General features: G+C 73.4%; 10 protein-coding genes. 5 read left to right on the top strand and 5 right to left on the bottom strand.

Features of this window, described 5'->3' with window-relative positions:
• Positions 1 to 262 precede the first annotated feature (262 nt).
• Positions 263 to 964 carry a VOC family protein gene (locus ABZ464_RS47235; RefSeq protein ID WP_359288214.1) on the bottom strand — a complete coding sequence of 234 codons (702 nt, stop codon included), beginning with the start codon at positions 962 to 964 and terminating at the stop codon, positions 263 to 265.
• A gap of 167 nt (positions 965 to 1131) precedes the next feature.
• Between ABZ464_RS47235 and ABZ464_RS47230 the strand changes: the two genes are divergently transcribed.
• The gene (locus ABZ464_RS47230) at positions 1132 to 2151 is read left to right on the top strand and encodes a LacI family DNA-binding transcriptional regulator (RefSeq protein ID WP_359288216.1); all 1020 of its coding nucleotides are present in this window, start codon (positions 1132 to 1134) and stop codon (positions 2149 to 2151) included.
• A 148-nt stretch (positions 2152 to 2299) separates the two neighbouring features.
• The gene (locus ABZ464_RS47225; protein WP_359288212.1) at positions 2300 to 4294 is read left to right on the top strand and encodes a beta-L-arabinofuranosidase domain-containing protein; all 1995 of its coding nucleotides are present in this window, start codon (positions 2300 to 2302) and stop codon (positions 4292 to 4294) included.
• A gap of 6 nt (positions 4295 to 4300) precedes the next feature.
• On the opposite strand, the gene gndA is transcribed toward ABZ464_RS47225, so the two are convergent.
• From gndA to ABZ464_RS47210, 3 genes are all read right to left on the bottom strand, one after another.
• Entirely contained in the window at positions 4301 to 5740 is a 1440-nt protein-coding gene (gene gndA / locus ABZ464_RS47220; RefSeq protein ID WP_359288210.1) for an NADP-dependent phosphogluconate dehydrogenase, read from the bottom strand.
• Positions 5741 to 5885: 145 nt separating this feature from the next.
• The gene (locus tag ABZ464_RS47215; RefSeq protein ID WP_359288208.1) at positions 5886 to 6392 is read right to left on the bottom strand and encodes a MarR family winged helix-turn-helix transcriptional regulator; all 507 of its coding nucleotides are present in this window, start codon (positions 6390 to 6392) and stop codon (positions 5886 to 5888) included.
• A gap of 131 nt (positions 6393 to 6523) precedes the next feature.
• Positions 6524 to 8110: a cellulase family glycosylhydrolase gene (locus tag ABZ464_RS47210; protein ID WP_359288206.1), complete on the bottom strand. Its 1587-nt coding sequence runs from the start codon at positions 8108 to 8110 to the stop codon at positions 6524 to 6526.
• 325 nt (positions 8111 to 8435) lie between these two features.
• Here ABZ464_RS47210 and ABZ464_RS47205 point away from each other — a divergent pair, with 325 nt between their 5' ends.
• Complete coding sequence (locus ABZ464_RS47205) at positions 8436 to 8951, top strand: hypothetical protein (RefSeq protein ID WP_359288204.1); 516 nt, start codon at positions 8436 to 8438, stop codon at positions 8949 to 8951.
• Between the two features lie 608 nt (positions 8952 to 9559).
• On the opposite strand, the gene ABZ464_RS47200 is transcribed toward ABZ464_RS47205, so the two are convergent.
• Entirely contained in the window at positions 9560 to 10120 is a 561-nt protein-coding gene (locus ABZ464_RS47200; protein WP_359288202.1) for a hemerythrin domain-containing protein, read from the bottom strand.
• Between the two features lie 217 nt (positions 10121 to 10337).
• Here ABZ464_RS47200 and ABZ464_RS47195 point away from each other — a divergent pair, with 217 nt between their 5' ends.
• Both ABZ464_RS47195 and ABZ464_RS47190 read left to right on the top strand, forming a co-directional pair.
• Positions 10338 to 12398, top strand: coding sequence for a serine/threonine-protein kinase (locus tag ABZ464_RS47195; RefSeq protein WP_359288200.1), 2061 nt, complete (start codon positions 10338 to 10340; stop codon positions 12396 to 12398).
• A gap of 170 nt (positions 12399 to 12568) precedes the next feature.
• A complete protein-coding gene (locus ABZ464_RS47190) occupies positions 12569 to 14827 on the top strand; it encodes an endonuclease (protein ID WP_359288198.1) in 2259 nt (752 codons plus the stop codon).
• Position 14828 lies beyond the last annotated feature (1 nt).

Raw genomic sequence — 14828 nt, 5'->3', positions numbered from 1 at the left:
TCGCAGCCAGGACGTCCTCGATCCCCTCCGGTCTCCCCATACCAGAACAACGAGCCCCACAGCTGGAAGCCACGACTTGTTTCCCGGCAGGCCCTAAGCCCGTCGGGACCGACCGAGCACCGACGGTTCACCGACCGGCCGTTACCTGCCAGCGGTCGATCACCTCGCGGTCCTGGACGCCGGAGGCCGAGCCCCATCGCCTCCGCGGCGCTCCGAACAGACGGTGCCGCGGGGATCCGACGCCGAACTCCCGTACTCGGGGTCAGCTGCGCAGCTCCGTCAGCCGCGCCAGGTCGTCGCGCACCGACTCCCGCTCCCCCGCGGTGAGGCGGACGGCGGTGGCCCGGTCGAGCGTGGACGCCGCCGTCGCCTCGTCCCCGAGCCGCCCGGCCACCTCCGCCCGCAGCACCAGCAGACGGAACAGCTGCACGGGCGTGGGCCGCTCGTCCTCGATCCGCAGCACACGGTCGATGGTCCGCGCGGCGGCCAGCGGGTCCTCCTTCGAGTCCGCGAACAGGTACGCGTGATGCAGGGCCCGGGCGAAGGTCTCCGTGGGGGCGGGCCGGTGGTGAGGGTCCGGGCTCGTCTCCTGGCCGATGCGCAGACAGTTGCCGCCGGGATCGGTGACGAGGAACTGGCGCACACCGTGGGAGGTGTCCCTCGGCGTCCCGATGCGCGGCAGTCCCCGGGTCGGGACGCGCCCGTACGCCGCCCCGAGCCCGGCCCGGAAGGCCTCGTACAGCCCGTCGACGTCGTCGGTGCGGATGAGGCACGTGCTGTACGACGTGGTCGGCTCGTACCGCTTCATCGCGAAGAAGTGCAGCTGAATGCCACCGCGCTCGACGACGGCGTACGGATTGGGGCTGCTCTGGCGGAACGTCACCTCGAACCCGAGCGCGGTGTAGAAGTCGAGGACGGGCTGGAGGGTTCGGCACGGCAGGATCGGAATCGTCGTTTCACCCATGCCCCCAGTCTAGTCAAACTTGAATAGTAGGTGGGGGGATCGGACGACCCCGGATGCAGTAACGTCAAGCCGTGACGGATCACACCACCGGAGAGAGCGCGGGCCGAGGGCCCGCGGGCGGGGGCAGGCGGCGGCGCGGCGTCGCGGGCCGGGACAAGCCCGCCACCATCCGCGAGGTCGCCGCCAGGGCGGGCGTGTCGGTGGCCACCGTGTCCCGGACGCTGGCCGGGAACTACCCGGTCTCCGAGGAGACCCGGGCCCGGGTGACGGCGGCGGTCGACGCGCTCCACTACGTGGTGAACGTGCACGCCAAGGCGCTCTCCGGCAGGGTTCCCGGCCCGGTCGCGCTGGTCCTCCACGACATCACCGGCCCGTCCCTCGCCCATGTGGCGGCCGGCGTGGAGCAGGAGGCGGCGACGCGCGGCCGGCTGAGCCTGGTCTGCGCCACGCACGGCGATCCGGCCCGCGAGAACGACCTCGTGCAGCTGATGCGCGAGCAGCACGCCGCCGCGGTGGTGCTCGTCGGCGGCGCGGAGGTCGACGACGCGTACCACGAGCGCATGGCCGGCTACGCGCACGGCCTCGCCTCGGCGGGGTCGCGGCTGGTCCTGGTCGGCCGGCCGCCGCTGCCCGGCGACGTGCCGGCCACCGTGATCGAGTACGACAACCGCGGCGGCGCCTTCCAGGCCGCCACCCATCTGCTCACCGCCGGACACCGGCGCGTGCTGTTCCTCGGCGGCGAGACCCGGTTCGCCACCGCCCAGCAGCGCCGGGCCGGGCACCTGGACGCGCTGCGTGCGCACGGGGTGCCGTACGAGGAGGAACTGGACGTCCCGGGTCCGTACACCCGCACCTCCGGCTATCTGCGCACCCGTGACGCCCTGCGCGCGGGGCTGGAGTTCACGGCCGTCTTCGCCGGCACCGACATGGTGGCCCTCGGGGCGCTGGCCGCGCTGCGCGAGGCCGGGCTGAGCGTCCCGGGCGACATCTCCCTGGTCGGCTACGACGACGTGCCCTTCGCGGCGGACCTCACCCCCGCCCTGACCACCGTCCGCGTCCCGTACGAGGATCTCGGCCGGTCGGCCGTGCGGCTGGCGCTGGAGCGGGAGGAGCGGGTCTCCGGGGACGACCATGTGGTGCTGAGCACCCAGCTGGTGATCCGGCAGTCGGCGGCCGCCCGGGGCTGACCCGGCGGCGGCCCCCGCGCCTGCCGGACCGACCGTTCCCGAGCCTTCCGAGCGGCCCGCGCCTTGCGGGCCGCTTTTTCACGCCGTAATGTGCGGAGCCGAGTCAACAGTAAACGTTTTCTGCGCCCTGCCGCGCAAGAGTACGGAGGTGGGTCCGCTGAGCACCCGACACATCACCGGGCCGGTCGGTCCGGGGCCGGAGTCGGTCACCGTTCTGTCTCCGGTCCCCCGGGCCCGTATCGAGGGCGGATTCTGGGCGCGGCGCCGGGCGACCAACGCGGAGGTCTCCGTGCCCGAGGGGCCGCGGCGGCTGGAGGAGGCCGGGAACCTGGCCAATCTGCGGGCGGCCGCCGATCGGGAAGGGGCCGGCCGGGAAGGGTCCGATCGGGAGGGGGCCGTCCCGCCGGGCTTCGCGGGCGACTTCCAGTTCCAGGACTCCGATGTCCACAAGTGGCTGGAGGCCGCCTGCTGGCAGCTGGCGGACACGCCCGACGACGGGCTCGCCGCCGAGGTGGAGCGGATCGTGGGCCTGGTCGCCGCCGCCCAGCGCGAGGACGGCTATCTGCAGACGTACTACCAGCTCGGCGGCGGTGAGCCGTGGACCGAGCTGGGCTGGGGCCACGAGCTGTACTGCGCGGGCCATCTGATGCAGGCGGCGGTGGCCCACCATCGGGTGACCGGTTCGCGGCGGCTCCTCGACGTGGCCCGCCGGCTCGCCGACCACATCGGCTCGGTGTTCGGGCCGGGCCGGCGGCTGGACGGGGTGTGCGGCCACCCGGAGGTGGAGACCGCGCTGGTCGAGCTGTACCGGACGACCGGCGAGCGGCGCCATCTGGAGCTGGCCGGCCACTTCCTGGACCGGCGCGGGCACGGCACCCTGTCGGCGGGCGCCGACCGGGGCCACGACCGCGACCCCGGGCCGGAGTACTGGCAGGACCACACACCGGTGCGCGAGGCGGACGAGGTGACCGGTCATGCCGTACGGCAGCTCTATCTGCTGGCCGGGGCCGCCGACCTCGCGGCCGAGACGGGCGACGCGGGACTGCGCGCGGCCCTGGAGCGGCTCTGGGCGGACATGGTGGCGGGCAAGACGTACCTCACGGGGGGCGTGGGTTCCCGGCACGACTGGGAGGCCTTCGGCGACGGACACGAACTGCCCGCCGACCGCGCCTACACCGAGACCTGTGCCGCCATCGCCTCGATCCACTTCTCCTGGCGGATGGCGCTGCTGACGGGCGAGGCGCGCTACTCGGACCTCGTGGAGCGGACCCTGTTCAACGGTTTCCTCGGCGGAGTCGGCCTGGACGGACTGACCTGGCTGTACGTCAATCCGCTGCACCGGCGCTCCCGTGCGCACGAGCGGCCGGGCGACCAGGCGGCGGAGCGCACCCGGTGGTTCCGCTGCGCCTGCTGCCCGCCGAACGCGATGCGGCTGCTGGCGTCGCTGCCGCACTACGTCGCCTCCACCGACGGGGGCGGCGGGCTCCAGCTCCACCAGTACGCCACCGGGGAGTACGGCGGTGAGGGCCTCGTCGTCCGGGTGGAGAGCGCCTATCCGTGGCAGGGCGCGGTGACGGTGACGGTCGTGGCGGCGCCCAAGGCCGAGCGCACGCTGTCGCTGCGGCTGCCGGCCTGGTGCGCGGACCACGCCCTGACGGTGAACGGCACCTCCGCCGAGACCCCCGCACGGCAGGGATGGCTCGAGGTCACGAGGGCCTTCGAACCGGGTGACACCGTACGGCTGGACCTCCCCCTCGTGCCCCGGCTGACCCGGCCGCATCCGCGGGTCGACGCGGTGCGCGGCTGTGTCGCCCTGGAGCGGGGGCCGCTGGTGTACTGCCTGGAGCAGACCGACCAGCCGGACCGTGCCGACCTCGACGGGCTCACCCTGGATCCGTCCGGACCGGTGACCGAGCGGGAGCGGCCCGACCTGCTGGGCGGGGTGGTCACCCTGACGGCGGCGGGCCACCGGCATTCGGCCGACCCGGCCGGCCCGGACGGCTGGTGGCCGTACGGACCGGCGGACGCGGCACCGGCCCCGGTGGGGGCGGCCGTCGAGCTGACGGCGGTGCCGTACTACGCCTGGGCGAACCGGGGTGCGGGCGGCATGCGGGTCTGGATGCCGGTCACCGCGGCCGGATAGGGCCCCTCAGGCCGAGGTCTCCGGGCGGCCGGGCTGCGCCCAGTGGGTGTGGAAGGCGCCGGGGCGGTCGGTACGGCCGTAGGTGTGGGCGCCGAAGTAGTCGCGCTGGCCCTGGAGCAGGGCGGCGGGGAGCCGGCCGGCGCGCAGGGTGTCGTAGTGGGCGAGCGCCGCGGAGAAGGCGGGGACGGGGATGCCCCGGCGGGCGGCGGAGGCGACCGTCTCGCGCCACGGCACCTGCGCGTCGGTGATCTCCATGGCGAACTCCATCTCGCCGAGGAGGCTGACCAGTTCGGAGTCGGCGGCGTACGCGGCGCGGATGCGGTCGAGGAAGGAGGCGCGGATGATGCAGCCGCCGCGCCAGATCTTGGCGACCGCGCCCAGGTCGATCTTCCAGCCGTACTCGGCGGCCGCGTCCTGGATCATCTTCCAGCCCTGGTCGTAGGCGATGACCTTGCTGGCGTACAGGGCGTGTTCGACCTGGGAGGTGAAGCGGGCGGCCTCGGTGCGGCTGAGCGCGGGGGTGGTGCCGCCGGGCAGCCCGGCGTAGGCGGCGCGCAGCTCGCGCTGGCCGGAGGCGGCGCGGGCGAAGGTGGCCTGGGCGATGGCGGTGACCGGGGAGCCCAGGTCCAGGGCGGTCTGCACGGTCCAGCGGCCGGTGCCCTTCTGGCCGGCCGCGTCGGTGACGATGTCGACGAACGCGAGGCCGGTGGTGGCGTCGGTGTGGGCGAGGACCTCGGCGGTGATCTCGATCAGGTAGGAGCCGAGGCGGCCCTCGTTCCAGGTGCGGAAGACGTCGGCGATCTCGGCGGGGGTGTAGCCGGCGACCTGGCGCAGCAGGTCGTACGCCTCGGCGATGAGCTGCATGTCGGCGTACTCGATGCCGTTGTGGACCATCTTGACGAAGTGTCCGGCGCCGTCGGTGCCGACATGGGCGGCGCAGGGCTCGCCGTCGATCTTCGCGCTGATGGACTCGAACATCGGGCCGAGGACGTCGTACGACTCACCGGACCCGCCGACCATGATCGACGGCCCGTGCAGGGCGCCCTCCTCGCCGCCGGAGACTCCGGTGCCGACGAAGTGGAGGCCCTTCTCGCGCAGGGCGGCCTCGCGGCGGCGGGTGTCGGCGAAGTGGGCGTTGCCCCCGTCGATGATCATGTCGCCGGGCTCCAGGAGCGGGGCGAACTCGTCGATGACGGCGTCGGTGACAGCGCCCGCCTGCACCATGATCATCAGTCGGCGGGGACGTTCGAGCGCGGCCACGAACTCCTCGGCCGACTCGGCGGGGACGAAGGCGCCCTCGTGGCCGAACTCCTCGACGAGCGCGCGGGTGCGGCCGGCGGTGCGGTTGTGGACGGCGACGGTGTAACCGTTGCGGGCGAAGTTGCGCGCGAGGTTGCGTCCCATCACGCCGAGGCCGGTGACGCCGATGGCGGCGGTTGCGTTCACGAGGTACGTCCCTTGGATCGTTGGCGTGTTTCGAAGGGGGGCGGGCAGCCCCGTACCTCCAGGTACGCGCGCCGGGCCGGTTCTTCTCGATACCGGGCCGAACGAACTGCCGGGACGGGTGTCGCGGGTGGGGTGAGGTCCTGGTTCAGCGGCGTCGCCAGGGCAGCACCGCCGGGTCGGCCTCGGTGCTCTCGGCCCGGTGCAGGGCGTCGCTGATGGCCTCGCCGATCTCCGCGAGCTGGCGCACCTGTTCGGGGGTGAGGACGTCGAACACCGCGCGGCGGACGGCCTCGACATGGCCGGGGGCGACCTCGACGAGCAGCGCCTTGCCCTCCTCGGTGAGGAAGGCGAGCTGGCCGCGGCCGTCGGCGGGGTCCTCCCGGCGGTCGACGAGGCCGACCTCGCGCAGCCGGTTCACCGCGTGGGTGAGCCGGCTGCGCGTGATCTTCAGCTCCTGGGCGAGTTCGGACATCCCGAGGACGCCGTCGGGGGTCATGGAGAGGTAGGCGAGCAGGCTGTAGTCGGAGTGCGTCATGCCGGCGTCGCGCCGCAGCTGCCGGTTGAGGTAGTCGGCGAGCAGGGTGGAGAAGCGGACGTAGGCGAGCCAGGCCCGTCGTTCTTCGGCGTTGAGCCAGCGCGGCGTCGTGGACATGGTCACACTTTACCCGGATCATCTTTTGTTTGAAATATCAAATACAGGTGTTCGGCCTGTCCGGCGGGCGGGCCGCGGAGGCCCCGTCGGCCGGCCGACGGGAGCGGTCGGCCGACCGGCGGAGCGGCGTGTCATGTGGTCGTGCAGGCGCTGCCGTTCAGGGTGAAGGCGGTCGGAGCGGTGTTGGTGGTGCCCTTGGCGCCGATGAAGCCGACGGTGACCGAGCCGCCGACGGGGATGGTGGTGGTGTACGAGGCGGGGAGGACGGTCACCGTGCCGCCGCTCTGGGTGGGGGTCCCGCCCCACATGTTGGTCACCGTCTGCCCGTCGGCGAAGGCGAAGGCGAGCTTCCAGCCGTTGATCGCGGCGGTGCCGGGGTTGCCCAGCACGATCTCGCCCTGGAAGCCGCCCGGCCATTCGCCCACCACGCGGTAGCGCACGGAGCAGGGGGTGGCGGGTGCACTGCTCGTCGTGACGGCGACCGTGCCCGAGCGGGCCGAGCGGTTGCCGGCCGCGTCCCGGGCGTAGACCGCGAAGGTGTACGCCGTACTGGCGCTGAGGCCGGTCACCGTCACCGCGTTGGTGGTGGAGGCGGCGACGGCCGACTCGGTGCCGCCGCCGACCCGGACGACGTCGTAGCCGGTGACGCCGACGTTGTCGGTCGCGGCGGTCCAGGTGAGCGTCGCGGACGTGGCCGTCACGGCGGAGGCGGCCGGGGTGCCGGGGGTGGTCGGCGCCTGGGTGTCGGCCGGGGTGCCGCCGCCGTACACCGTGGCCTCCTTCGCGGTCTGGGCGATGCCGTTGACGCCGTTGAAGACGCGCCGGCCCCAGGAGCTGAGCCGCGTGGGGTCGAAGGCGGTCGCCAGGTCGAGGATCGGATCGGTGTTGCCGCTCCACGACCAGGCCAGATAGCCCAGGTTCAGCTGCTGGGCGGTGGCCATCATGGTGTCCTCGTCCGGGTCGCCCCACTGGTCGGCCGGGCCGCCGAACTCCCCGATCAGGAGAGGCAGTTTGGCGCTGACGAAGGCGTTGAGGTAGTCGGTGATCTCCGCCGCCGTGTCGAAGACGCTGTACATGTGGATCGAGAAGATCAGGTTGCCGGTGGTGTCGGCGGCGTACACGGACTGGGCGTTGGCGCGCATGACGCCCTGCCAGTCCTGGCCCCAGTTGGGCGCGTCCACCATGATCGTGTGCTGGAATCCGGCGGCGCGCAGCTTCTTGACCGCGGCGATCGTGGGGGCGGTCCAGCCTTCGGGGTCGGTGTTGCCCCAGGGCTCGTTGCCGATGTTGATGACGACGTGGTTCTCCTGGCCGGCCAGCACGTCCTTGAGGCCGATCCAGTAGTCGGCGGCCTGGTCGAGGGTGCCGGCCGCGGAGTCCTCGCCGTAGCCGGTGGTGTCGTGCACCTCCAGGACGCAGATGAGACGGTTGGCCTTGCACTGGGCGATCACGTTCGCCACGTCCGAGGCGCTGTTCGCGCTCCAGCGGTGGCCGTCGGCGAGGACCACGCGGACGGTGTTGGCGCCCAGCGCCTTGATGTCGGCCAGGGACTGGAGCTCGCCGGGGTACCAGGTGTGGGCGTGATTGACGCCACGCATGACGAAATCGTTCCCGTTGGCCTCGAGCAGCCGGCCGTTGGCGATGTGCAGGCCGGTGGCGGCGAGGTCGTCGGGGCGGGCCTGGGCCGGGGCGGGCGCGAGGACTCCGAGGGCGACCATGCCGAGGAGGACGGCCAGCCTGGTCAGCAGGGTGGCGAGGGGGCTTTTCCGGCCCTTCCGCGACGGGCTGCCGGGGGTGCTTCTTGTCGTGTTTCTTGCCGTGATTCCTGTCGTGTTTCTCGTCGTGCTCCTTGTCGTTCTCACTGCGACTCCAGGAGTGAGGCCAAGAAGGCGGGGGCGGTTCGGAGTGTGGGAGCGCTCCCATAAAGCCACTGTGCCAAGTACACGTCAAGGGACCGCGCAGGGCTCCGCTACCGTTTCGAAGGACCCTTGTTCCCCGCACCGCTTTCCTCCCGGCGCCCCGCACCCGCACGGACGGTCCCCAGTGCTCGCAGATCTCGCCCCTCTCATCGCCGCTACCACGCAATGGCTGACGCGCGCGTATCCCGCCTCCGGTGGCGCGCTCGCCGTCGCCCTCTGCGAGGCGCAGGCACGTCAGGCGGTCACCGTCGCGGCCTGGCTGCGCTATCCGACGGCGACGGACTCGGCGCTGGTCGGGATCGCGGGGCCGGGCGGCTCTGCCGGGCTCGACCGGCTGAGCGGGGCCGGGGAGGACCCGGACGACGCGGCCTGGCGCAGCTGGGTCGACGAGGTCGTGGCGAGTTGGGCGGCCGGTCTCCTCACCGATCCGGAACTGGCCGCGCGTGCGGTGGCCGGCCTCACCGGCGGTACGCATACGAACGGTACGCCGGTGGAGTTCCGGCGCCTGCTCGCCCCGGACGACCACGACCGCCGAGCGGCGGCCCTGCTGCGCCACCCCGACCTGATCGGCCCCGTGGCCGTCCTCCACCGCGAGCGGCTGCTGGAACGGCTGGGGTTGGGGCAGGGGTTGGTGGCCTGAGGGACAGGCCGCGCGGAGGGTGGGGCTGAGCGGAGGGGCGGGGTCAGCGGTGGGCTGAGCGGAGGAGGGGGCTCGGCGTTGGGCGGAGGAGCGGGGCCAACGGCGGGCTGAGCGGACGAGCCGGCTCGGCGGCGGGCTGAGCGTTGGGCGGAGGAGCGGGGCCAACGGCGGGCTCAGCGGACGAGCCGGCTCGGCGGCGGGCTGAGCGTTGGGCGGAGGAGCGGGGCCAACGGCGGGCTGAGCGGAGGAGCGGGCTCGGCGGTGGGCTGAGCGTTGGGCGGAGGAGCGGGGCCAACGGCGGGCTCAGCGGAGGAGCGGGCTCGGCGGTGGGCTGAGCGTTGGGCGGAGGGCGGAGGGGCGGGCGGAAGCGCAGCCGGCGGCGCGAGCGGAAGGCACGTGGCAGGGCAAGGAGCGGGGGCCGGGGGTGGGGCAGGCCGTGAGGCCTGGACACCGCCGCCACCCCCACCCTCTACTGCTCCCCCGCTGCTCCCCGCCTACTGCTCACCTCCCCCTACTGCTCGCCTCGCTCCACCGAACTGCTCGCCTCGCTCCACCGAACTGCGCGCCTCACTCCCCCGGACTGCGCGCCTCGCTCCCCCCGGGCCGGATCAGCCCTTCCCGCGGCCCGACAGGGCGTCGCGGAGGCGGTCGATCGTGCCGACGCCCGGGGCCAGCATCTTGTTCGCCGGGGGCTTGTCCGGGGCGGCCGGGTGCGGGCGGGTCGGCGCGGTCTTCTTGGCCATACGGACCTTCTCGCCCAGCTTGTCCAGCGCGTCCGGCGGACACGAGGCGCGCAGCCTCGGGAAGAGGTTCTCCTCCTCGTCGGCGACGTGTTCGCGGATCTCCCGCATCAGCTTCCCGACGAGGCGGTCGAAGTCCGCGTCCTCGGCGGCGCAGCCCTCCAGATCCTTCATGATCCGCTCCGCCTCGGCGTGGTCCTTCAGTTCCCTGTCGGCCAGCGCGTCCCCGCCGGGGATGTGCTTGCGCACCGCCGGGTAGAGGTAGGCCTCCTCGGCCACCGAGTGCCGGACCAGCTCGATGGTCGCCTGGTCCGCGTACTTCTTGCGGTCCTTGTGTCCCGAGGGCAGCGCCTCGATCTTCCCGAAGAACTCCTCCACCTCGCGGTGATCGGTCACCAGCTCGTCGATGACGTTTCCGCCATGACCCATGTCGTCCACCTCCAGCCGGATCCGGCGGCTCCGGTCGGATCCGCCACGCCCCGGGTGCCCCGGCTGCCGCGACTTGAACGTCGACCGGCGCCGGGCTCGGGTGACCGGGCGACTACGGAAGTGATTGAAAGCCTGAGCACACGCTGCGACTGGGCTAGCCTCGTTGCTCCCGCCATAGAACGAACTGACGTACGGCGAACATCACTTCGGGAGTTCCGTGACTCACCAGCGGCCGACCCCACCGACGGCCACGGCGGCCGAGGCCGCCGCACTGCGGCAGACCGGCGCATCCCCCCTGCGGGTCGGGGATCCGGACCGTGTCGGCCCCTATGTTCCGCTGGCGCTGCTGGGCAGCGGCGGGATGGGGCGGGTCTATCTGGCCCGGGCCGCCGACGACGGCCCGGGGCTGTTCGCGGTGAAGGTGATCCGGCCGGAGTATGCCGAGGACGTCCGTTTCCAGCGCCGTTTCGAGCGCGAGGCTGCGGTGCACGCCCGGCTGGGTCCGCCGTACGCGCCCGGTCTGTGCGGTACGGGGTTCGAGGACGAGCTGCTGTGGATGGCCACCGAGTACATCCCGGGGCTCGATCTGACGGAGGCCGTGCGCGGGGGCGGGGCCCTGCCCGCGGCCACCGTGTGGCGGCTGGTCGCGGATCTGGGGCGGGCACTGGCCGCCCTGTCCGCCGCCGGGGTCGTCCACCGGGATCTGAAGCCGTCCAACGTGCTGCTGTCCGTCCAGGGCGCGCATCTGATCGACTTCGGGATCTCCAAGGCCGCGGACGCCAGTGCGCTCACCGGCACGGGAAACCGGGTGGGCACCCCGGCCTACATGTCGCCGGAGTACCTCAGGACGGGCCAGTGCGACGCCTCCTCGGACGTGTTCTCGCTGGCCGGGACGCTGGTGTACGCGGTGACCGGGCGTGCCCCGTTCGGGGACGGCACCGGGGTCGACGTGATGCACCGGGTGGCGTTCGAGGAGCCCGATCCGCAGGTGACCTCCGCCGTCGCCGCGGCCGACCCCGAGCTCGCCGCGCTGCTGGTGCGCTGTCTGGCCAAGGAGCCGGGTCCGCGCCCGACCGCCGGGCAACTGGTCGGGCTCGCCGCGGCGCACACCGCCTGGGCGGCCGACTGGCCCGAGCCGCTCCACGGCGAGGTGCTGGCCCGGCAGGGGGCGTACGAGACGCTGCACCGGATCCCCGTCGAGCGAGCGGTCCACCTGCGCCCCACGGGCCGCCCCGCCTCGACCCCCCGCACCCCCGCCCCGCCCCCGATGAGCCGCCCGGCTCCCCCCGCCGTCACCACGGCACCGCCGGCCGCCGTGCCGCCCAACTCACCGTCCCCGTCCGAAGTCGACGCCGCCTCTCTGCCTCCATCGGCACCATCCGAAGCAGTCGGCCCGGTCGGCCCGGCGCAGCCGCCCGCTCAGCCGACCCCGTTCGCCGCGTACGGGCAGGCCCCGGCATCCGGCATCGCCGCCGCGTGGACCGGTTTCGGCCCCGTGTCCGCCGCTCACGCGGCTGCGGCCGAGCAACCGTCCCCATCCCTGTCCAAATCCCCGTCCCCGTCCAGTGAGCCCGTGTCAGAAGGCTTACTGCCCACGGGATCCCGGCGGTGGAGTCGTCGTCAGCGGGGGATGGTCGTGGCGGCGGGGATCGCGCTGTGTGCGGTCGCCGCCGGTGGGCTCGTTCTCATGCGGCCGGACGGTGGGGCGACCGCGGCCCCTCCCGGGGACGTGGAGACGGCGACCGGCGCGGTGCCCGGCGGACTGCCCGACAACGTCGCTCTGCCGGGCACGGCCGGCGGGCCCGACCGGGCCTCGGCGGCGGGCTCCTCCGACGGGCGGGCCGACGTCGACGGCAGCCGCGACCCGGCGCAGCCGGACGTATCCGGTTCAACGACCGTCGGCGGCACGCCCGGCGGCTCCACCTCCACCACCGCCGGTACGGGCACGGACACCGGCGCGGGCACCGGCGGCTCCGCCACTCCGAGTGCGGCCCCCACGACCCCGTCGGCCGAGCCGCCCGCCTCCCAGCCGTGGAACACCGACTGCACGTACTACAACGGCAACGGCCGCACCGGCGAAGGGGACAGCGGCAAGAAGGTGTTCCAGGTGCAGTGCATGCTGACGAAACGCGGGTACGGCGTCGGAAGCGCCGGTGTGAACGGCGAGTTCGGCCCCGAGACGACGAGCGCGGTGCAGGCCTTCCAGAACGCCAAGGGCCTGTCGGCCGACGGTGTCGTGGCCCACGACACCTGGGTCGCGCTGCGCGGCAGCGACTGAGGCCCCCGATTGGCGTAAACCACCCCAAAAGGCGATGATTACAAGGAAGTCACCACCACCCCCCACACACCCGTCGTAGTTCGCGCCCGCGGCGCGACCGGCACGCCCTGCGCACGCCTCAGCTCCCGCCGTAGCGGACTTTCGGCCCGGGAAGGCCGAGGAGGCCGACCATGACGACGACGGAATTCCGCACCGAGCGCGCCTCGGACTATCTGTCCCAGCTGACGAAGGCCGCCCGGCGCTACGCGGACCGGACCGAGCGGCGCGACCGCAACAAGGCGGTGCTCGCCACGAACGGAGTGCTGTACGCCGACGATCCCGAGCGGGTCGAGAAGCGGCTGGCCCGGCTCGGCGCCGACTGGTCGCTGGCCCGGGCGATCGAGCGCACGCCGTCGGATCCGGCGGCCACGGCGGGGAGCACCCTGCTGCTGCCGCCGGACAGCTTCGGCCGCGATGTGCTGGGCCTGGAGCGTCTCATCGGGCGCAACAACCTCACTCCCGTGGCGTTCCTGGAGGAGGGTGTGCTCGCCGCGCGCCCGGTCGGCCGGATCACCGTCAGCGGGCCGGGCGGTGGCCACGGCACCGGCTTCCTGGTCTCCCCCGCGCTGCTGATGACCAACCACCATGTCCTGGGCGACCCGGAGGAGGCGGCCCGCAGCGAGGTCGCGTTCGCCTTCCAGGACGGGGTCGGCGGCGGCCCGCTCGTGCCGGCGGTGTTCCCGCTGGAGCCGCAGCGGTTCTTCGTCACCGACGGGACGCTCGACTTCAGCCTGGTCGCGGTGGCCCCGCGCGGCACCCGGGGCGAGGCGTTGTCGTCGTTCGGGCGGCTGACGCTCAGCGAGGCGCAGGGCAAGGTCGTCATCGGGGAGTTCGTCAACATCGTCCAGCATCCACGGGGCGAGCCCAAGCAGTTGGCGCTGCGCGACAACCAAGTCGTGGACGTGCTGGACGACTTCCTGCACTACGAGTGCGACACCCAGCCCGGATCGTCGGGTTCTCCGGTCTTCAACGACCAGTGGGAGGTCGTGGCGCTGCACCACTCGGCTGTGCCGAAGACCGACGAGCAGGGCCGGCCGCTCAGCGTGGACGGCACGGTCTGGGAGCCGGACATGGGCGAGGCGCGGCTGGCGTGGAAGGCCAACGAGGGGGTGCGGATCAGCCGGGTGCTGGGCGCCCTGCACGCGATGACCCCGGGCGGCGAGGCGGCCCGGCTGCGGGACGATGTGTTCACCGCGGGGCCCGCCGCAGCATCCCCACCCACGACTCCGGCGCCGCCCGAGAGCGCGCCCACGCCCCCGGCCTCCGCCAACGGGGTCGCGGCCGGGACCAACGGTTCCCGCGCGGCGTACGTCGCCGACGGCACCGCGCGGCTGACCGTCCCCCTCTGGGTCACCGTCGGCCTCGGCCCGTCGGGGCCCCCGGCGGTGGCCGCCGGCGTCACCGGCGCGCAGCCCGTCCCCCCGCCCCCTCCCCCGCCGCTCGCGCCCCCGGCCGGGCCGCCGCCTCCCGGGCCGGCAGCGGCCGCCGGTGCCCCCACCACCGCCCCGGCGGAAGCGGCCTCGGCGGTCGAGAAGGACGTGACCGCGGCCCTGGTCAACCTCCGGCTCGCCCAGGACCGGCCCTACTACGACCGGACCGCCGACCAGGCCGCCCGCGAGGCCTACTACGCGGGCGTCGGTGACCTGAGCGGCGACGCGCTGCGCCGCGCGCTCACCGACCTGCTGGAGCGGACCCACGCGCCCCGGCCGAGGTACAAGCCGATCCGCCTGGTGTATCCGTGGGTCGACCTGCACCAGGACGGCCGGCTGCACAGCATCTACTCCGGCCGGGACTTCTCGCCGGAGGAGTTCATACGGGCCGACGCCGCCGTCGCGGAGAGCCGGCTGACCCGCGTCCGGGAGCTGCTGCTGCACGAGAGCACGGCGGGCCCGGCCGAGTTCGAGGCCGAGTTCGACGCCCTGGAGGACTCGATGCCGTTCAACTGCGAACACGTGGTGCCGCAGTCGTGGTTCGCCAAACTGGAGCCCATGCGGGGCGATCTGCACCATCTGTTCGCGTGCGAGTCCGGCTGCAACAGCTTCCGCGGCAACTTCCCCTACATCGACTTCCCCGGTTTCCAGGAGGCGGTCCGGGACGCCTGCGGGATGCGCGAGCAGGAGGGGTTCGAGCCGCAGCAGGGCAAGGGGACGGTGGCCCGGGCCACCCTGTACTTCCTGCTGCGCTATCCGGGGCTGGTCGGCGACGCGCCGCGCGAGTTCCCCGCGGAACGTGTGCCCACCCTGCTGACCTGGCACGACAGCGAGCCGGTGAGCGAGTACGAGCAGCACCGCAACGCGGCCGTCGCGGAGATCCAGGGCAACCGCAACCCGCTCATAGACCACCCCGACTGGGCCCGCCGGATCGACTTCACGGGCGTCCGGCACATCTGAG

Source organism: Streptomyces sp. NPDC005820, assembly GCF_040630255.1.
Lineage (GTDB): Bacteria > Actinomycetota > Actinomycetes > Streptomycetales > Streptomycetaceae > Streptomyces.
Note: the sequence above shows the minus strand (reverse complement) of the source record. Positions and strands in the feature narration are given on the sequence as shown.

Excerpts from the sequence above, each read along its gene's own strand:
- ABZ464_RS47200 (WP_359288202.1), bottom strand. The coding sequence starts at position 10,120 with ATGGGTCATGGCGGAAACGTCATCGACGAGCTGGTGACCGATCACCGC.
- ABZ464_RS47210 (WP_359288206.1), bottom strand. The coding sequence starts at position 8,110 with ATGGTCGCCCTCGGAGTCCTCGCGCCCGCCCCGGCCCAGGCCCGCCCC.
- ABZ464_RS47190 (WP_359288198.1), top strand. The coding sequence starts at position 12,569 with ATGACGACGACGGAATTCCGCACCGAGCGCGCCTCGGACTATCTGTCC.
- ABZ464_RS47235 (WP_359288214.1), bottom strand. The coding sequence starts at position 964 with ATGGGTGAAACGACGATTCCGATCCTGCCGTGCCGAACCCTCCAGCCC.
- ABZ464_RS47215 (WP_359288208.1), bottom strand. The coding sequence starts at position 6,392 with ATGTCCACGACGCCGCGCTGGCTCAACGCCGAAGAACGACGGGCCTGG.